Origin of the sequence: Geomonas sp. Red32, assembly GCF_023652955.1 — a bacterium.
In the GTDB taxonomy this organism is placed as follows: Bacteria; Desulfobacterota; Desulfuromonadia; order Geobacterales; family Geobacteraceae; genus Geomonas.
Genome location: NZ_JAKLOY010000001.1, coordinates 370,388 through 388,770 on the forward strand (window position 1 = coordinate 370,388; position 18,383 = coordinate 388,770).

Consider the following 18,383-nt stretch of genomic DNA (forward strand, 5'->3'; position numbering starts at 1 on the left):
AGATAGGCCTACTTATCGTAGACTAGGCGCGGGAGATGAAGCGGCCGTCGCGGGTGTCGACCTTGATCTTCTCGCCGGTCTCCAGATAGGGAGGAACCTGGAGCTTGTGGCCGGTCTCCAGGGTCGCTTCCTTGGTCTGGGCGGTGGCGGTGGCATTCTTCAGCGCGGGGAGGGTCTCGGTGACCACCAACTCGACCACCATGGGCAGGTCGACGTTCACCATGCGCTCCTCGAAGATGCCGAGCTGGACCTCGGTCCCGTCCAGAAGAAACGGCGCGAGGGCGGAGAAGGAATCCTCTTCCATCTCGAACTGCTCGTAGGTCTCCAGGTCCATGAAGACCCCCTTGCCGCCGTCGGCATAGAGGAACTGCCCCTTGTGGCGCTCGAAATCGGCCTCGTCGACCTTATCGCCGGAACGGAAGGTCTTCTCAAGCACCTGGCCGGTAATCAGGTTCTTGTACTTGGTCTTGACCATGGTGTTGGCCCCGCGGGCGGAGGGGGACTGGAAACTGACGTCTACGATAACACAGGGGGCGTTGTCCTGCTGAATGACAAGGCCCTTTTTGAAGTCGTTGGTGGTGTACATGAAGATCTCCTTTGCGAAATTCTCTCTTATTTATCAGAAAAGCATGGTAACTTCAACAATTCGACAACTAAACCAGGAGGCACCATGAAGATAGATACCGAGTTCATCAAGCTGGACAGTTTCCTCAAGGCAGTCGATGCGGTCTGCTCGGGGGGCGAGGCCAAGATCATCATCTCGGAGGGAATGGTCACTGTCAACGGCGAGGTGGAACTGCGCCGGGGAAGGAAACTGCGTCCCGGCGACCGGGTCGAGCTGGGGGAAAACAGCTTCCTCGTTGAATAGGCTCACCCGCCCGCGCGCTTGGCCTTGTAGCCGCGCTTGGTCAATTCGGCGAGCAGCAGCTCGCCGTGGTCCCCCTGGATCTCGATGGTACCGTCCTTGGCGGTTCCACCGCAGCCACAGCGGCGCTTCAATTCTCCCGCCAGGTTGGTCAGCTCCGTTGCATCCAGAGGGAGACCGGTGATGACCATGACGTTTTTGCCGCCGCGCCCCTTGCTCTCCCTGCGAATCCGCACCACACCGTCTCCGGCGGGGGCTCCCGCATTCTTCCGGCAGACGCACTCCTTAGCCGGCTTTCCGCATCCCGGGCACATCCTTCCGAATTCGGTGGAGTAGACGACAGGGGCTTCGTTGTTGGAATGACTCTTTTTCATAGAGGTTTACATAGCAGAAAAGGAGGCGGGGAGGCAACGGCAAATGCCGTGGCTCATACACCAACAAAGAGAATTGCTTTCAGGAAACCTCTCACTCCCTTACAGATACAGGCCGGCGACTTTAGCGATGCCGGCATCTGGCTCACGGCACTGTGTGTACCCCCCCCCGGTCCCCCCTTTGACAAGGGGGGGGACCTAGTTTCGGCACTGGTCCCCGGAATTCCCCGACGAACCTTCGCAAAGGGGGGAACCAGCGGGCACCTTCACCGGTTGTTTGAGGGGAGCTCGAGCGGCTTGGGGACCTCGCTCTCCATGATCGGGCGGGGGGTGAGCCGGTCGGGGATCTTTAATACGGTCACCCCGGCGGGTGGCTCTATTTCCTCGTAGAGGGGAGCGCTCCCCCGCTGATAGGTTTTCGAGAAGTGCATGGGGAGCACGTAGGAAGGGCGCAGCTTGTCCAGCAGGAGATTGAGGTCCGGCGTGCAGAGGTGGCGGGAGAGCCTGGCTTTTTGACACTCCGAGGCAAGAAAGGCACATTCGCAGATGAGCAGCGTCACTCCCTGGTGGAGCCCCACCAGCTTGTCCATGTTCTCCTCCGAGTAGCCGATGTCGGTGAGGTAGCCGATGCTCGCCGGTGTCTCCTCTTTCGTGATCCGCCGGTATAGGGCGGCAGCGTCGGGCTCGGTCCGCTCTTCAATCGCCTCCCCTACCCTGGCCGGATACCATACCGCACTTCCCGCAAGGGTGCCGGTGTGAAAAAGCCTCTCGAGCGTCCTCAGCCACTCACCTTTCATCACCCCTTCGGCCGCCATCTTTGCATCGTCGACGACGAAAGCGTCCGCCTCGTCCACCCGGTAGGAGAGGACCGGAATCCGGTGCTCGCACTCCACGCTCCTTACCGATAGAAACCGGTTCCGGTAGAGCTCTCCCCCCCTCTTTCCCTCATCTCGCGGGGCGAATGCCTCAGGACCGCTGAAGAGGGTGCTGGCAATGCGCTCGCCCTCGATCTCGCTCACCCGGAAGTTACCCCAGAAGGTCTCGGCGAGATTCCAGTCGTAGCTGGAGAACTTGTTGGCCATCCGGCCCGCAAGACCGGGCGGGCCGAAGACTTCGATGGTTCGCGGGGAGGCATGACTGTGGCGGATGACGCTGTCCATCCCCATGAAATGGTCCATGTGGGCGTGGCTGATGAAGATGGCATCGATGGAGGTGTAAATCCGCTTGGCGAGGTGGTGCATCTTGCCGCAGTCGAAGAGGAGCGAGCGCCCGGTAGGACGGACCCGCACGAGCAGCAAGGGATCGTCGAAGAGCCCGGCAAAGAAGGTCGGTTCAAGGTAGCGAAATGGCTTCGGCATGGCCTCATTTTATCATTTCGTTGATCTCGATCAATGGACACCGCGCCGGAAAGGCTTAAAGTACAATTAAGAGAGAGCCATAACAGAAAAGGAGAGCATCATGGCACTGAAAAAAGGTGTAGAGCTTGGCGAGAAACTGAATCTGGCGAATCTGGCGGGGTATCAGGATGGGGCGGTTGTCAGCCGGACGGTGATTGACAAGCCGGTAGGAACCATTACCGCTTTCTCTTTCGACGCCGGCGAGGGGTTGAGCGAGCATACCGCTCCCTATGACGCGTTCGTGCAGATCCTCGACGGGGAGGCGGAGATCACCATCGAGGGGAAGGCGCAGACGGTTTCGGCTGGGGAGATCATCATCATGCCGGCCAACAAACCCCATTCGCTTAGGGGGGTGAAAAAGTTCAAGATGCTCTTGGTGATGATCAGGGCGTAACCTTTACCGTAGGATAAAAATGAAAATCCCCCGCGGGCCGATATGAGCACGCGGGGGATTTTTTATGTAACCCCCATCCTCACCCCTGCCCTCCGCTTAGAGGGGAGGGAGAGACTAGTGGGGTGCAGGGTGGCAACGAAAGACTAGCGGCAGCCGCAGGTGGTTCTTTCCTGGACGGCGGCCTCGTACCCCTTTTTCAGGAGCTTGGCGACTTCTTTGGAGTGGTAGGTGAGGATCAGGTCGGCGCCCGCCCTCTTGAAAGCCATCATGGTCTCCATCACCACCCTGTCCTCGTCGATCCAACCCATATTGGCCGCGGCCTTCACCATGCTGTACTCGCCGGAGACGTTGTAGACGGCGGTCGGGAGATTGAAGGCGTTTCTGACGTCCCGCACGATGTCGAGGTAGGGAAGGCCCGGCTTCACCATCAGGATGTCGGCCCCTTCCTCGACGTCCATGTTGGCTTCGCGGATCGCCTCGAGGCGGTTGGCGGGGTCCATCTGGTAGCTGCGGCGGTCGCCGAACTGCGGGGTGGACTCGGCAGCCTCGCGGAACGGTCCGTAGTAGCCGGAGGCGTACTTGACCGCGTAGCTCATGAGCGGGATGTCCTTGTAGCCGTTGTTGTCGAGCGCCTCGCGGATGGCGGCCACCCGGCCGTCCATCATGTCGGAGGGGGCGACCATGTCGGCGCCGGCCTGGGCGTGGGAGAGGGCTTCCTTGGCGAGCAGTTCCAGCGTCTCGTCGTTGTCGACGTCGCCGTTCTTGATCACGCCGCAGTGGCCGTGGTCGGTGTACTCGCAGAGGCAGACGTCGGTGATGACGGCGAGCTTGGGAACGCTCTTCTTGATGGCCCGGATGGTCTCCTGGATGATGCCGCACTCGGAGTAGGCGTCGCTCCCCATGGCGTCCTTCTGCTCGGGGATACCGAACAGGATGACCGCCGGAACGCCCAGTTCGTAAGCCTCCTGGGCCTCCTCGACGATGTTCTCGATGGACTGCTGGTAGATGCCCGGCATCGAGGAGATCTCTTTCTTGATCCCTTTACCGAAAGCGGAAAACATCGGGTAGATCAGGTCGTGGCTGGATACCGAGGTCTCCCTGACCATGCTCCTGAAGATTTCCTTACTCCGGATTCGTCTCGCTCTGTACACAGGGTAGTACATGTGCTCTCTCCTTTGCTGTTGATGCCGGCACCGGCCTGGCTATGGCAGGTATTCCCGTTGCCGCAGATAGGCGCATTCAATGAAGTGCTTGCGGCGGTGAAGTTAATTATAACGCTACCACTACTGCGAAGTCCCCAGGAAAGCCACCTTCCCTCCGGACTTCCGTCCCCTCCATCCTCACTGCCCTCCCCCTTGAAGGCCGAGAGCAGAAGATGAGACAGGGGAGGATTCCTACTGGCCGGGCGCCGAGAAGTGCTCGATCATCAGCGCGGTCAGCGCGTCCAGCGTGTACTCGTCCGGCTCCATGTGGATCTCCAGGCCAAGCTCCCGGCAGGTCTTGGAGGTCACCGGACCGATAGAGGCGATCCTGACTCCTTGCATCAGGTGCAGGAACCGGTTGTCGCCCAGGATGGCGGCCAGATTCTGGACAGTCGAGGAGGAAGTGAAGGTGGCACAGTCCACCCTCCCCTCTTCCAGCGCCCGGAGCGCGGCAGCCGGGATATCGGCGGGAGTGATGTTCGCGTAGGCTACCGGGGCGAGCACGTCGGCCCCCATCTCCCTCAGCTTTTCGGGGATCACTTCGCGCGCCCGGTCACCGCGGGGAAAGAGAACCCGTTTCCCGGCGATATCGAGATTCTTGAAGGCGGTGACGACACCTTCCGCCTTGTAATCTTCGGGGACCAGGTCGGCCCGCACTCCGTAGGGGAGCAAGGCAGCGGCGGTCTTCGGCCCGACCGCGCAGACGCGCGTGCAGCAAAGCGCCCGGGTGTCGAGTCCGAGGTCGCTGAGTCGTGCAAAGAAGTATTTCACCGCGTTGTAGGAGGTAAAGATCACCCAGTGGCAGCTCTCCAGCGCCTCGATGGCGGCGTCGAGCTCGGTGTAGGTCACCGGGGGAGTGATGTCGATGGTGGGGCAGCTGTAGACCCTCGCCCCCAGCCGCTCCAGCTTGGTCGCGAACTCGCCCGCCTGGTCGGCGCTCCTGGTGACCAGCACGCTGCGGCCGAAGAGCGGACGGTTGTCGAACCACCGCAGCGTCTCCCTCAGTTTCACCACCTCGCCGACCACGGTGATGGCGGGTGCCTTGAAGGAGGCCTGGCGGGCCTTCTGGGCGATATCGGCGAGGGTACCGGTGAGGACTTCCTGCTCGGGGCGGGTCCCCCAGCGGACGAGCGCCACCGGGGTCTCGGGCGAGCGGCCATGGGCCATGAGATTGGCGGCGATCTGGGGAAGATTCCGCACCCCCATGTAGAAGACCACGGTTCCGCTCCCCAGCGAGAGCCCTTCCCAGTCGATCTCCGAGCTCGCCTTCCCCGGATCTTCGTGCCCGGTCACGAAGGCGACCGAGGTGGTCACCTTGCGGTGGGTGAGCGGGATCCCGGCGTAGCTGGTAGCACCGACACCGGCGGTGATGCCGGGGACCACCTCAAAGGGTATCCCGGCGTCGACCAGCGCTTCGCACTCCTCACCGCCACGGCCGAAGATGAAGGAGTCGCCCCCTTTGAGGCGGGCCACCACCTTACCCGAGAGCGCCTTTTCCACCAGCAGCTCGTTGATCTGGCTCTGCTCGCGGTTGTGCTCGCCGCCGATCTTCCCGGCGTAGATGAGTTCGGCATCCTTGGGGGCGATCTTCAGAAGCTCGTCGTTGGCCAGGTAGTCGTAGAGGACCACCTCGGCCTTGGCAAGGCAATCGCGCCCCTTGACGGTGATCAGCCCGGGATCGCCGGGACCGGCACCGATGAGGTAGACGAAACCTTTTTTTGAATTGGAGTGTGTCATAGCCTCGGCTCTGTCGCCCCCCATGGGGCCTTACTCCCCCCTTGTTAAAGGAGGGCTGGGATTAGCTGCCAACTCAAAGGGCAAATCCCCCCTGCCACCCCCTTTACCGAGGGGGGAACGTTGGAGCGAGACATGCTCCGCTGTACGAGTGCCAAGAGCGTGGTGGCAAACATGCTAAAACAGCAAAAGGCTAAGGGATGTCCTTTAGCCTTTTGCCTCTATTGTCGGTCTCGGTCCGGTGCATCCGGCGCGGCTGCGGACAGCGGCCTTGCTCCTTAGACCGGGATCTCCTTCTCCTTGGAAACCTCGCGCTGGTACACCTCGGCGAGGATGGCGTGCCCCCCTTCGGCCAGAAGCTGCTCGGCGAGCTTCACGCCCAGCTTCTCGCAATCCACCGCCGGGCCGGTCACGCTCCCCTTGACGGATACCTTGCCGTCCACGGAGGCGATGAAGCCGGTCAGGTTCAGCTGGTCGCCGGACACCTCGCCATAGGCCGCGATCGGTACCTGGCAGCCACCCTCGCAGCGCCACAAGAGAGCGCGCTCGGCGCGGACGGCGTGGGCGGTGTCGGGGTGATTGAAGAAGGCGATGGCGTTCTTCACTTCTTCGTTGGAGAGGTTGCACTCGATGCCGAGCGCCCCCTGACCGATGGCCGGCAGCGACAGGTCGGTCGAGAGAAGCTCGGTGGCCTTGTCGGCGAAGCCGAGACGGTTCAGGCCGGCGGCGGCCAGGATGACAGCGTCGAGGTTCTCGGTCTCGAGCTTGTTGATCCTGGTCTCCACGTTGCCGCGGATGATGACCATCTCCAGGTCCGGGCGGACCTTGAGGAGCTGAGCCTGGCGGCGCAGCGCGGAGGTACCTATCTTGGCCCCCTGCGGCAGGTCGGCGAACTTCACCCCGCGGGAGATGAGGGCGTCACGCGGATCTTCGCGCTCGGTGATGCAGTAAAGGCCGAGACCTTCCGGGAACTCGGTCGGGACGTCCTTCATGCTGTGGACGGCGAGGTCGATCTCCCCCCTCAGCATGGCCTCCTCGATCTCCTTCACGAAGAGCCCCTTGCCGCCCACCTGGGCCAGCGGCACGTCGAGGATCTTGTCGCCGATGGTCTTGATCTTGACCAGGGTGACGGTCATGCCGGGGTAGCGTTTCTCCAGCTCGGACTTCACCCAGTTTGCCTGCCAAAGGGCCAACTGGCTCGCACGGGTCCCAATTCTCAGCTCTTTCAGCGCCATCATCTATCTCCTTTTCATCCGAATCGGTAGGGTTCTCAGCTTTGGTTGCCGCTAGTCCTCGAGCTCCATCAGCCCTTCCTGCGGGGCGCCGGTCTCGAGGTCGAAGAGGTGCCGCAGGGCGTCGACGTAGAGGTCGTTGCGGTTTCCTTGCTCGGTTTTCTTCAGCACGCTGGTCGGGTGGTGCAGCAGCTTGTTCATGTAGGCGTTGGTCAGGGCTTCGAGCTTCTTCTCGGCGTCGGGGGGGAGGTTCTTCCACCCGGCGAGGGTCTTGGCGAGCTCGCCCTTCCTGATCTCGTCGAAGTGGCTCCTGAGCGCCACGATGGTCGGGGTCACCTCCAGCGAGGAGAGCCACTTGAAGAACTGGCCGATCTCCTGCTCGACGATCGCCTCGGCCTTGGCCGCCTCGATCTTGCGCTGCTCGAGGTTGGTGGCCACCACGCCGTTGAGATCGTCCACCGTATAGAGGTAGATGTTCTCGACGTCGTTCACCTTGGGGTCGATATCCCTCGGAACGGCGATGTCGATGAAGAACATCGGCTTCATCTTCCGGCGGCGGAGCACCTCGTGCATGTCCTTCTCGCGGATGATGAAGTGGGGGGCGCCGGTCGAGGAGAGGATGATGTCCGCCTTGTGGAGCTGGTCGAACAGGTCCTCGAACTTGATCGGTTTGGCGTCGAATTCCTCGGCGAGCTTCTCGGCCCGCTCGTAGGTACGGTTGGTGACCATCACGCCACGGACGCCGACGTTGATGAAGTGCTTGGCGGCCAGCTCGCACATCTCGCCGGCGCCGATCAGCAGAACGGTCTTGTCGGAGAGGTCGCCGAAGATCTTCTTGGCGAGCTCCACCGCGGCGAAGGCGACCGAAACCGCCGAGGAGGCGATCTTGGTCTCGGTCCTCACCCTTTTGGCGACCGAGAAGGCCTTGTGGAGGAAGCGGTTGAGGATGATCCCCGAGCTCCTGTATTCGGCGGCGTAGCCGTAGGAGGTCTTGATCTGGCCGAGGATCTGCGGCTCGCCCACCACCATGGAGTCGAGGCTGGAGGCGACCCGGAAGACGTGACGGGTGGCGTCCTCGCCGTGGTAGCTGTAGAGATGGGGCTCGAGGGTCTCCAGCGGGAAATTGTGGTACTCGGCCAGAAAGCGCTTCAGCCGCGCCATCCCGCCGGCGACGTCGCGGGTGGTGGCGTAGATCTCGACACGGTTGCAGGTGGAAACGATGACCGCTTCGGTAATGTCGGGCAGATCCACCACCTGGTGCAGCGGCTTCTCCATCTGGGTAGGCGAAAAGGCCACCTTCTCCCGGATCTCGACCCCGGCTGTTTTGTGCGATAGCCCAACCACGATTATGTTCATAAGGTACTGTCCCTTCTCAAGAGTGGAGGCGCGGGGAACGCCGTCTCGATCATGCTCACTTGTAGCTGTGCAGCCCCGGCAGGAAGAGGTTCACTCCCAGGAAGGTGAATAGCATGATGACAAATCCGAAGATGGAAAGCATGGCGGCCTTCCTCCCGCGCCAGCCGGTGGTGAGCCGGCCGTGGAGAAGGGCTGCGTAGATGAACCAGGTGATGAGCGACCAGGTCTCCTTGGGGTCCCAGCTCCAGTAGGTCCCCCAGGCGGTCTCCGCCCAGATGGCCCCCGAGATGATGGCGAAGGTCAGAAGCGGAAAGCCCCAGGTCAGGCAGCGGTAGCTGATCTCGTCCAGGATGTCCAAAGGCGGAAGCTTCTGGAAGAGCGAACCCAGCCGGCGCTTCTTCAAAAAGTGCGACTGGATGAGGTACATGATGCTGGTGCCGAAGGAGATAGCGAAAGCGGCGTATCCCAGGAAGGCCATCACGGTGTGGACCACGAGCCACCGGCTCTTCAAGGCCGGGTTCAGGGGGGGGATCACCGAGGAAAAGGCGGCCGAGACGGCCAGGATGATCAGCGCCAGCGGTACCACGAAGGAACCGAGGATGGAGACCTTGTAGCGTCTTTCGCAGAGGATGAAAACTGCGACGACCGAAAGGCTGAAGAAGGAGAGCGCTTCGTGGAGGTTGGTGATCGGGGTGTGCCCCGCCTCGAGATAGCGGTTGGCGGTGAAGCCGAGGTGCAGGAGGAAGCCCAGGTAGAGCGACCACCGGGCCGCGCTCCCGAGCTGATCCTTGGGCTTTACCAGGAAACAGAGGTAGAGGATGGTGGCAACCGCATAGATGACAAAGGTGCTGTAGAAGAGCGTGGCGTTCATGACGGATCCTTTTTGTCAGCTCCATCGGTGACCGGGCCTGACCCGGAGCCGGAGAATTTCAGGAGTATCTGTTCTATCGCATCCCTCTGTCCGTTTCTGATCAGAGCGGGAAGGTCAAGAGCGGCAAGCTCGGCAAAAACCCGCTCATTGTATGCGCTCCCCCCCTTTTCAGTCAATCTCTTTTCACGGAGGGTGCCCAAAAGCGAAACGGCCTCGGCGTACTCTGGTCCAAAATGCTTCTCGAGCTCTTTGACGATCCGCTGTGCCAGTGCCGGACTGGCGCCGGAAGTCGAGACAGTGATCAGGAGGCCTCCCTGTTCCAGAACCGCCGGGGTGGTGAAGTCCCCCTGGGCCGGTTCGTCCACCCGGTCCACCGGGATCCCGTGTGCCCTCCCCTCCTCGGCGACCGCCCGGTTGACCTCGGCACGCCCGGTGGCGGCGAAGACGAGCGCGGCTCCGGCCAGGTCCCCCGGGACATAGACCCGGTCGAGATGGCGGAGCTCTCCCCGGGAGGCGAGCACGGTCAGCCGCTCGTCAAGACAGGGGGCGATCACGGTGACCCGGGCGCCGGAAGCGATGAGACGGGCAGCCTTGCGGGCGGCAACCGGACCGCCTCCCACGATGACGGCATCTTTTCCCTGCAGGTTGAGATTGATCGGATAGTAGCGCAACGCACCTCCCACGGAGGCGCCAAGATAGCGCGGGGAGCCGGCGGTGTCAATCGACAATGAATTTTAATGGCGGCTTTAAAAGAGACGCACGGCTGGCGGAAGTAGTATGATTAATGGGGAAACACCCCCTCCGGCGGGTGGAATATCCGGAGGGAAGCAGGGAGGCCCTACCGTAGGGAGCAGGTGGTACGAATGGCTGGGCCGCCCCGGTTTAAGGTTCCGATTTCAACGAGTTAGCAGGGTTTTTGTCCGCCAAAACCTCAAAATCACGGAGAAATTACCCCCTTGATTTTTTCGACCGCTCATTTATAGTAATACTCACTTTTTTTATTAAAGGAGACGGTTACATGGCCAGCGAAAACGTACTTACGTTCACCGACGACAACTTTGAAAAAGAGGTTCTCCAGTCCCCAATCCCCGTCCTGGTAGACTTCTGGGCCACCTGGTGCGCCCCCTGCAAAGCCATCGCGCCGCTCATCGACGCAGTAGCCTCCGAGTACGAAGGCCGCGTCAAGGTCGGAAAAGTCAACGTGGACGACAACCCGGCCACCCCCGGGAAGTACGGGGTGCGCGGCATCCCGACCGTGATCCTGATCAAGGACGGCAAAGTGCTTGACCAGGTAGTCGGTGCCATCCCGAAAACCCAGCTGGAGGCCCTGATCAAAAAGGCACTCTAAGATGAAGAAGCAGATCCCGTTTAGGAAGTTTTTCTGTAAGGTATTCCCGCTCGCGGTTGCCGGTCTGCTGATCTCCATCCAGCCGGCAGCCGCCATCCTCCAGAAGGGGGACAAGGCTCCCCAGATCAAGCTCTCCACCACCTCGGGTCAGGCGATCACTCTCAACAACTACCGGGGATACGTGCTGGTGATGGATTTCTTCGCCACCTGGTGCGTTCCCTGCCGGGAATCGATCCCGCACCTGATCGACCTGAACCGCAAGTACGGCCGGCAGGGGTTGCAGGTCCTCGGGGTGAGCGTGGACGAGGGAACCGACCGCGAGGTGAAAGATTTCATCGCCGCGCGCAGGATCAACTACCCCGTTGCCATGGGGGGGGAGGATATGCAGACCGATTACGGCCTGCGCTCCATCCCGACCATCTACGTGATCAACAAGCGCGGCATGGTGGCGGAGAAGTTTCAGGGGTATTCCGACCAGACCGCCAAGGCGATCGAGGATACCGTCAAGCGGCTGCTGGCCGAGCCTTAGCGGGCAAGGGAGAGTACGCTTTCCCGGTACGAGAAAAGAAAAGGGACCGGCCCACGTGGCGGTCCCTTTTCCTTTTCCGGCCTTTTGCACCCTCACCCGGCCTGCGCCCCGCCCTTCCCTAAAGGGGCTAAGGCCGATCGTACTGCTCCGCGTGGTAGGAGCTCCGCACGTACGGCCCGCTCTCCACATGCAGAAATCCCATCGCCAACGCCCGTTCCCGGTACCGGTCGAAAAGCTCCGGCTCCACGTACCGCTCGACCGGATGGTGCGCCCGGCTGGGCGCCAGGTACTGTCCCAGGCTCAGGTACGAGCATCCCGCCGCAACCAGCTCTTCCAGCACCGCGAAGAGTTCTTCCTCGCGCTCTCCCAACCCCAGCATCAACCCCGACTTGGTCTTGAGACCGGGGGCCAGCCGCCGCGCCTCGGCCAGCAGGTGAAGGGAGCGGCGATAGTCGGCCCCCGAGCGGATGTGGTACAGCCGCGGCACCGTCTCCACGTTGTGGGCCAGGATGTCCGGGGAAGATGCGAGCACCGTGGCCAGGGCGGCCTCGTTCCCGGCGAAATCGGGAATCAGGAGCTCGACCTTGGTTCCCGGAGCCCCCTCGCGGATGGCAGCTACCGTCGCGGCGTAGAGGGAGGCGCCTCCATCGGCCAGATCGTCCCGGGTGGGGCTGGTAATCACCACGTGGGAAAGCTTCAACCGGCGGATCGCTTCCACCACCTGGGCCGGTTCGCCGGGGTCGGGAGGGAAGGGGCGTTCCTTGCTGACGCTGCAGAAGGAGCAAAGCCGGGTGCAGATCCTGCCGAGGATGAGGAAGGTGGCTTGGCGGTTCTTGAAACACTCGCTGATGTTCGGGCAACGCGCCTGCTGGCAGACGGTGTTCAGACGAAGCTCGCTCAAGAGCCCCTCCATCTCGGCGTGGGCGGAGGGGGTCATCTTTTTCTGTAGCCAGGCGGGTTTGCGGAGGGGGTCCATCGGCTTACTGTTCTCCTCGTGGGGAAGTCTCATGCGGTATCAGCGGACGGTACGGAGAAAATAATACTCGAAGCAGGTCCGGCAAAAGGTGTGGGTGATGTTTTCGGGCATGCTGGCCACCCAGGCGGGAACCCAGTCCCAGCGCTCGGGATCGGCCCTTCTGTGGACGCGCCGGCAGTTGCTGCACTGGCTGATCAGCCCGTGTTCGTTGCAATAGAGGCCGGCCAGCGGCGGGTGCGGCGGACGTTCCGCGGCGTCGTGCGGCCTCTCTACCACCAGGCTGTTTACCACTACGAGACCGGCCTGTCCGGCGAGAGGATACACCGTCTGGTGGAAGGTGCGGAAGACCGCCTCGCTCGAGCACTCGTACTCGTGCCGCCACACCTGGCCACTCCGCAACGCGGTCTCGAAGCGCTCCAGGTAGAAGTCCTTGGCCTCTCCGGCAATGGCGCTCCCGATGTAACTCCCGAGGCCGAACCGTTCCGAGATGGCGGGTTCGCCATCGTTTTCGGCGGCGAACCGGAACCAGCCTGAATTGAGATAGCCGATGGTGAGGTCGGGAAAAAGACCGAACACCGAGCCCGCCTCCTCCTGAAGCGCTTCGAGGCTCAGCCCTCCCAGCAGCGGCGGAAATTCCGGAATGCACCTGCTCATGTCTTCTTCGGGCACCGTCCGCCCTCCTTCCCCCCCTCAAGAGTCCAGGGGCCGCCTCGATACTTCTCACGTTCCAGCCGCAAAGCCAGCTCCCGCTCCTCGCCGGTCAGCGCCCCCGGCACCAGGCGAGCCCCCATCGCGGCCTCGAAGGAGGCTGCCAGAATTTCCTTCAGCCGCCCCTCCCCGGGAGCTGCCCCGAGCTCGGCAAGGCTCACCGCGGTTTCGGCACCGGGGGCCGGTCCGGGCAGGAAGCGGACCCCATCCGCCACCCGGTTTTCCAGCGGAATCGAGCCGTGCTGCAGGATCGCCTCCCGCAACCGGCGCTGGGCGTTGCCGCCCACCTTGCGGCCGCCGACCAGGACGTCGTACTCTTCTTTTCCCGCGAAGCAAAAGGAGGTCCGCTCCCCCAGGCGCTCTCCATGGGGGGCACGGTCGACGGCGAAGCCGGCGTCCAGCCCGAGCCGGCGATATCCCTCGATGAGAAACGAGCAGAGCCGGCGGAAGCCGGCCTTGACGCCCCCCTCGCCGGCCTCGGCAGGGGAGCAGACGATGCTGTAGGTGAGCTCATCGGCGTGGTAGATAACCCCTCCGCCGGTCATCCTGCGGACGACCGGAATCCCCTCGGCCCGGCAGAGCCCGAGATCGAGGGACGCGGCCGCCTCCTGGTAGCGGCCCAGCGAGAGGGTGGGAGGAGCCCAGCCGTACAGCCTCAGCACCGGCAGGGATTCACCCGGCCTGAAGCAGGTGAGAAGTGCCTCGTCCACCGCCATGTTGGCTGCCCCCTCCAGCGGCCCGGTGTCCACCAGCCGCCAGAGGGGCGCAGTATCGTTACTCTTCACAGAAATCCCTTTGTAGGGTGGCCAACCCTCTGCCCACCGTTTCCCTGCCACCCCTCTCCCCGCCGCTTCCTGGCAGATCCGCGTGGGCACGGGGTCCCCGGCCCTCTCCATAGTCATCGCCCCCGGGAAGGGGAGGGACGAGGGATGGGAAAGGGTGGCGAAAAGGGAGTATGCCTCATTCGCAGCAGACCTGCAAGGCGCGGGCGGCCCTCGTCTCGTCGAGCCTGCCGACCGGGGTGGTGATGGGAGCGTCCTTCAGCTCCTGTGGCGACTCCTTGGCGCAGCGCGCCGCTTCGATCATCACCGCGATGAAGGAGTCGAGGGTCTGTTTGCTCTCCGTTTCGGTCGGCTCGATCATGATGGCCTCCTTGACGTTGAGCGGGAAGTACACCGTGGGGGGATGGAATCCCCGGTCGATCAGGTACTTCGCGATATCGATGGCGTGGATCCCTTCCTTGGCCTGGCGCGCCGCGGAGAAGACGCACTCGTGCATGCAGGTCTGGTCGAAGGGGAGGTCGTACTCCTCCTTGAGCCGCGCCATCAGGTAGTTGGCGTTCAGCACCGCCTGCTCGCTCACCTCGATGAGCCCCTCGCGCCCGAGGAGGGTGATGTACCCGAAGGCGCGGACCATGATACCGAAGTTGCCGAAGAAGTCGGAGACCCTGCCGATCCCCTCCGGATGGGCCTCCACCGCGAAGCTCCCGTCATCTTTCTTCACCACGCGCGGGGTGGGAAGGTAGGGGATGAGACCGGCGCGCACGCCGACCGGACCGCTCCCCGGGCCGCCCCCGCCGTGGGGAGTGCCGAAGGTCTTGTGGAGGTTGACGTGGATGACGTCGAAGCCGACGTCGCCGGGCCGGACCTTGCCAAGGATGGCGTTGAGATTGGCGCCGTCGTAGTAGGTGAGCGCGCCCGCCTCGTGGGCGATCCGGCAGATCTCGGCGATGTAGGGGTTGAAGAGGCCGAGGGTGTTCGGACAGGTCATCATGACCGCCGCCACCTGGTCGTTCATGGCGGCCCGGTAGGCGTCGAGGTCCATGTCCCCGTAGGGGGCGGTCGGGATGGTGACGATCTCGTAACCGGCCATGGCGGCGGAGGCCGGGTTGGTACCGTGGGAGGAGTCCGGCACGATCACGTACTTCCTTTTCTGGCCGCGCGCCTTGTGGTAGGCGGCGATCAGCATGATACCGGTCATCTCCCCATGCGCGCCCGCCAGCGGCTGGGTGGTTACCTCGTCCATCCCGGTGATCTCGGCGAGCTGCCGCTCCAGCTCCCAGACGAGCGACAGCGGCCCCTGGACGAGCTTTTCGCCGCCGGGAAGCAGCGCTACCACCGGATGGCAGCCGGCAAAGAGGGCGGCTGCGTTCTCCATGACCTTGGCGTTGTACTTCATGGTGCAGGAGCCGAGCGGATAGAAGTTGGTATCCACGGAGAAGTTGCGGCGGGAGAGGTTCGTGTAGTGGCGCACCAGGTCGAGCTCGCTCACCTCGGGGAAGGCGGCCGGCTCAAAGCGCCGGAGCCCGGCGGGAAAGCCTCCGGTCGTGCGGGGGATGTCGGCCACCGGGATGCGGACCCCAGTGCGGCCGGGGACCGATTTCTCGTAGATCAGCTCCATAGGGCCTCCTGCAGGAGAGAGGCCAGCCGGTCGATCTCCGTCTTGGTCCTCTTCTCGGTTACCGTCACCACCAGGGTGTTCTCCATCTCCGGATAGTAGCTGCCGAGCGGGAGTCCGGCGGCAACCCCAAAGGGGAGCAGCCGCTCGACCACCGGCGCGGCCGGCTTCGGGAGCGAGAGCACGAACTCGTTGAAGGTGGTTCCGGCGTTGATCACGCTCACCCCGTCGATGGCGGAAAGCACCCCCCGGGCGTACTCGGCCTTGTCGTAGTTGAGCGCCGCCAGTTCCTCGAACCCCTTCCTGCCGAGGGCGGCGGTAAAGATCATGCCGCGCAGGGCGCAGAGGCTCTGGTTGGAGCAGATGTTGGAGGTGGCCTTTTGCCTCTTGATGTGCTGCTCGCGGGCCTGCAAGGTGAGGACGTAGCCACGCTGGCCGTCCTTGTCGATGGTCTCTCCGACGATCCGCCCCGGGAGGTTTCTGATGTACTTCTTCAAGGTGGTGATGAACCCGAAGTAGGGGCCTCCGAAGGAGAGGTGGTTGCCGAGGCTTTGCCCCTCGCCGGCGGCGATGTCCGCCCCCATCTCGCCCGGGCTCTTGACGAGGCCGAGGGCGACCGGATAGCTGCAGACGATGAGGAGGGCGCCGTGCTGGTGCGCCTTCTCCGCCAGGGCGGCGAAGTCCTCGACGGTGCCGAAGAAGTTCGGGTTCTGCACGATGATGGCCGCGGTCTCGCCGGTGACCGTTCCGGAGAGCATGTCGAAATCGGAGCCGTACCCAAGGGGGGCGACCTCGACGACCTGCTCCGCGACGCTCGCCAGGTATCCCCGCACCACCTCGCGGTAGAAGGGATTGACCGATTCGTCCAGGACCACCTGGTGCCTCCCGGTGATGCGGAACGCCATCAGGGCCGCCTCGGCCACCGCGGTGCCGCCGTCGTAGAGGGAGGCGTTGGAGGCCTCCATCCCGGTCAGCCGGCAGATGGCGGTCTGGTATTCGAAGAGCGCCTGGAGGGTCCCCTGGGAACATTCCGGCTGGTACGGGGTGTAGGCCGTGTAAAACTCGGCACGGGAGGAGAGGTGGTCCACGGCCGCAGGGATGAAGTGATCGTAGAGGCCGCCACCGATGAAGGGGGTGATGCCGCACCCTCCGGTGGACGCCTTCTCCCGCATGATCCCCATCAGCTCGAACTCGGAGAGTCCGGGAGGGAGGTCGAAAGACTTGGCCCTCAACTCCCGGGGGATCGAGGAGAAGAGCTCCTCGACGCTCCCCGCCCCGATCGCCGCGAGCATTTCCCGGATCTCCTCCGGCGTGTTAGGAGAGTATCCCATCACACCAGTCCTTGCACGAATTCCTGGTAGGCCGCCTCGTCCATGAGGGCGCCGACCTCCCCGAGGTCACTCGCCTCCAGCTTGCAGATCCAGCCGGCATCCTCGGCGCTCTGGTTGACCAGCTCCGGCGCATCATCGAGACGGCTGTTGACCTCGATCACCTTGCCGGAGAGGGGTGAATAGATGTCGCTGGCCGCCTTGACCGATTCTATGGCGGCCAGGATGTCAAACTGTTTCACCGATTTCCCCGCCTGGGGAAGTTCGACGAAGGTGATGTCACCCAGCTCATGCGCCGCATGGTCGCTGATGCCGACCGTCGCCACCGTTCCGCTCACCGAAACCCACTCGTGCTCCCTGGTGTAGTGCTTTGCCATCTGGTAACCCTCCCCTTGGTACGCGAATCTCGCCGCGTCGATTGTGTATCGTGATGTGAGAGGGGCAAGCGGGCGGCTCCGGCCCCTCCGCTACCGGCTTACGACCTGAGCGATCCGCCCGGGTAGAAGGGAAGCTCCACCACCTCGGCCTCCATCTCGACCCGGTCCTGCTTGATGGTGAGCACGGTGCCTGGCTTGGCGGCCTCCGGTTTGACGAAGCCCAGGCCGATGCCGACCCCGAGCATGGGAGAAAAGGCACCGCTGGTGACCGTGCCGGCCTTGGCGCCGCCGTGGAAGATCTCGTAGTGGTGGCGGGGCGAGCGGCGGGAGTTTCCCTTGAAGGCGATCTTCACCATGTCCGCCCCCTTGCGCTGCTCCTCCAGGAGGGCCTCCTTCCCGACGAAGCTCTTGTCCAGGTTGACGAAGGCGGAGAGCCCGGCGGCGAGCGGCGTCGTGTTGTCGTCGAGGTCGTTTCCGTAGAGGGAGTATCCCACCTCCAGCCGCAGCAGGTCGCGGGCTCCAAGGCCGGCCGGTTTCACGCGCGGGTCCCTGAGGAGACGTTCCCAAAGTCCGGCGACCTTCTCGGCGGGGAGGAAGATCTCGTAGCCGAGCTCGCCGGTGTAGCCGGTGCGGCTCACCAGCGCGTCGGCACCGAGCACCTTGGTGCGGATGAACTTGAAGAAGGGGATACCGGCCACCTGGGGGCCGATGACTTCCACCAGCACGTCGCGGGAGAGCGGCCCCTGCAGGTCCACTTTCGCGGTGCGGGCCGAGATGTCGGTCAGCTGCGCGCCCGGCTTCAGGCGGGAGCGGATGACGGCGAGGTCGTTGCCGGTGGTGGCGGCATTGACCACGATCATCACCTCGTCCTCGGCCAGCCGGAAGACGATCAGGTCGTCGATCACCCCCCCCCGCTCGTTGAGGAGAAAGCCGTAGCGCGAGCGCCCGGCCGGAATACTTTTCACCGAGAAGGTGAAGACGTCCTCGAGCCCCTCCGCCACCAGGTCGCCCTTGAAAAGAAACTCGCCCATGTGGCAGATGTCGAAGAGGGCGGCCTGCTCGCGGCACCACTTATGCTCGGCAAGTATCCCCTCGTACTGGATCGGCATCAGCCATCCCCCGAAGGGAGCCATGAGCGCCTTGAGTCCCTCGTGGTGCATCCTTAACGGGGTTGCCTTTAGATCCTCCATGAGTAACCCTCCTTAACCGGCCGGATTGCCGGTCCGTGGAATAAGATGCCCTGCCGCCATCGATAAAAAAAGATGAGAGGGCCGGGAAAATAGTGTAACCTGCGGCAT

20 protein-coding genes are annotated in these 18,383 nt (G+C 63.2%); 4 read left to right on the forward strand and 16 right to left on the reverse strand.

All coding sequences use genetic code 11. The features are described from left to right. Window positions 1-22: 22 nt before the first annotated feature. Window positions 23-586: an elongation factor P gene (locus tag L4X63_RS01675; RefSeq protein ID WP_250676848.1), complete on the reverse strand. Its 564-nt coding sequence runs from the start codon at window positions 584-586 to the stop codon at window positions 23-25. 84 nt (window positions 587-670) lie between these two features. Here L4X63_RS01675 and L4X63_RS01680 point away from each other — a divergent pair, with 84 nt between their 5' ends. After that, window positions 671-868: an RNA-binding S4 domain-containing protein gene (locus tag L4X63_RS01680; RefSeq protein WP_250676849.1), complete on the forward strand. Its 198-nt coding sequence runs from the start codon at window positions 671-673 to the stop codon at window positions 866-868. A gap of 2 nt (window positions 869-870) precedes the next feature. Here the strand turns inward: L4X63_RS01680 and L4X63_RS01685 are convergent, their stop codons facing one another. Further along, window positions 871-1,239: a translation initiation factor Sui1 gene (locus L4X63_RS01685; RefSeq protein WP_250676850.1), complete on the reverse strand. Its 369-nt coding sequence runs from the start codon at window positions 1,237-1,239 to the stop codon at window positions 871-873. Between the two features lie 263 nt (window positions 1,240-1,502). After that, window positions 1,503-2,594 carry a ribonuclease Z gene (locus L4X63_RS01690; RefSeq protein ID WP_250676851.1) on the reverse strand — a complete coding sequence of 364 codons (1,092 nt, stop codon included), beginning with the start codon at window positions 2,592-2,594 and terminating at the stop codon, window positions 1,503-1,505. A 100-nt stretch (window positions 2,595-2,694) separates the two neighbouring features. On the opposite strand from L4X63_RS01690, the gene L4X63_RS01695 reads away from it, so the two are divergent. After that, window positions 2,695-3,027 carry a cupin domain-containing protein gene (locus tag L4X63_RS01695; protein WP_250676852.1) on the forward strand — a complete coding sequence of 111 codons (333 nt, stop codon included), beginning with the start codon at window positions 2,695-2,697 and terminating at the stop codon, window positions 3,025-3,027. A 143-nt stretch (window positions 3,028-3,170) separates the two neighbouring features. Here L4X63_RS01695 and hemB read toward each other — a convergent pair whose 3' ends face one another. The 6 genes from hemB to L4X63_RS01725 all read right to left on the reverse strand — a co-directional run bounded on the left by hemB (window position 3,171) and on the right by L4X63_RS01725 (window position 10,093). After that, on the reverse strand, window positions 3,171-4,190 hold the full coding sequence (gene hemB, locus L4X63_RS01700) for a porphobilinogen synthase (RefSeq protein ID WP_250676853.1): 1,020 nt from the start codon (window positions 4,188-4,190) through the stop codon (window positions 3,171-3,173). Window positions 4,191-4,421: 231 nt separating this feature from the next. Next, entirely contained in the window at window positions 4,422-5,966 is a 1,545-nt protein-coding gene (gene cobA, locus L4X63_RS01705) for a uroporphyrinogen-III C-methyltransferase (RefSeq protein ID WP_250676854.1), read from the reverse strand. 275 nt (window positions 5,967-6,241) lie between these two features. Then, a complete protein-coding gene (gene hemC / locus L4X63_RS01710; protein ID WP_250677868.1) occupies window positions 6,242-7,198 on the reverse strand; it encodes a hydroxymethylbilane synthase in 957 nt (318 codons plus the stop codon). Window positions 7,199-7,249: 51 nt separating this feature from the next. After that, complete coding sequence (gene hemA / locus L4X63_RS01715) at window positions 7,250-8,551, reverse strand: glutamyl-tRNA reductase (RefSeq protein WP_250676855.1); 1,302 nt, start codon at window positions 8,549-8,551, stop codon at window positions 7,250-7,252. 55 nt (window positions 8,552-8,606) lie between these two features. Continuing rightward, on the reverse strand, window positions 8,607-9,422 hold the full coding sequence (ccsB, locus tag L4X63_RS01720; RefSeq protein ID WP_250676856.1) for a c-type cytochrome biogenesis protein CcsB: 816 nt from the start codon (window positions 9,420-9,422) through the stop codon (window positions 8,607-8,609). Next, window positions 9,419-10,093, reverse strand: a complete 675-nt coding sequence (locus tag L4X63_RS01725; protein ID WP_250676857.1) for a precorrin-2 dehydrogenase/sirohydrochlorin ferrochelatase family protein — start codon at window positions 10,091-10,093, stop codon at window positions 9,419-9,421. The genes ccsB and L4X63_RS01725 overlap by 4 nt, the downstream gene beginning before the upstream one ends. 347 nt (window positions 10,094-10,440) lie before the next feature. Between L4X63_RS01725 and trxA the strand changes: the two genes are divergently transcribed. Further along, the gene (trxA, locus tag L4X63_RS01730; protein ID WP_250676858.1) at window positions 10,441-10,770 is read left to right on the forward strand and encodes a thioredoxin; all 330 of its coding nucleotides are present in this window, start codon (window positions 10,441-10,443) and stop codon (window positions 10,768-10,770) included. 1 nt (window position 10,771) lies between these two features. Continuing rightward, window positions 10,772-11,299, forward strand: a complete 528-nt coding sequence (locus tag L4X63_RS01735; RefSeq protein ID WP_250676859.1) for a TlpA family protein disulfide reductase — start codon at window positions 10,772-10,774, stop codon at window positions 11,297-11,299. A 127-nt stretch (window positions 11,300-11,426) separates the two neighbouring features. Here the strand turns inward: L4X63_RS01735 and lipA are convergent, their stop codons facing one another. The 7 genes from lipA to gcvT all read right to left on the reverse strand — a co-directional run bounded on the left by lipA (window position 11,427) and on the right by gcvT (window position 18,275). Next, complete coding sequence (gene lipA, locus L4X63_RS01740) at window positions 11,427-12,308, reverse strand: lipoyl synthase (RefSeq protein WP_284694440.1); 882 nt, start codon at window positions 12,306-12,308, stop codon at window positions 11,427-11,429. Between the two features lie 6 nt (window positions 12,309-12,314). After that, entirely contained in the window at window positions 12,315-12,929 is a 615-nt protein-coding gene (locus L4X63_RS01745) for a hypothetical protein (RefSeq protein WP_250676860.1), read from the reverse strand. Further along, a complete protein-coding gene (locus L4X63_RS01750) occupies window positions 12,926-13,768 on the reverse strand; it encodes a lipoate--protein ligase family protein (RefSeq protein WP_350339158.1) in 843 nt (280 codons plus the stop codon). The genes L4X63_RS01745 and L4X63_RS01750 overlap by 4 nt, the downstream gene beginning before the upstream one ends. Window positions 13,769-13,943: 175 nt before the next feature. Continuing rightward, window positions 13,944-15,383, reverse strand: coding sequence for an aminomethyl-transferring glycine dehydrogenase subunit GcvPB (gcvPB, locus tag L4X63_RS01755; RefSeq protein ID WP_250676861.1), 1,440 nt, complete (start codon window positions 15,381-15,383; stop codon window positions 13,944-13,946). Next, complete coding sequence (gene gcvPA / locus L4X63_RS01760) at window positions 15,374-16,711, reverse strand: aminomethyl-transferring glycine dehydrogenase subunit GcvPA (RefSeq protein ID WP_250676862.1); 1,338 nt, start codon at window positions 16,709-16,711, stop codon at window positions 15,374-15,376. The genes gcvPB and gcvPA overlap by 10 nt, the downstream gene beginning before the upstream one ends. Further along, a complete protein-coding gene (gcvH, locus tag L4X63_RS01765; RefSeq protein ID WP_250676863.1) occupies window positions 16,711-17,085 on the reverse strand; it encodes a glycine cleavage system protein GcvH in 375 nt (124 codons plus the stop codon). Before gcvH ends, gcvPA begins: the two co-directional genes overlap by 1 nt. A 98-nt stretch (window positions 17,086-17,183) precedes the next feature. Beyond that, complete coding sequence (gene gcvT / locus L4X63_RS01770) at window positions 17,184-18,275, reverse strand: glycine cleavage system aminomethyltransferase GcvT (RefSeq protein WP_250676864.1); 1,092 nt, start codon at window positions 18,273-18,275, stop codon at window positions 17,184-17,186. Window positions 18,276-18,383: the final 108 nt, after the last annotated feature.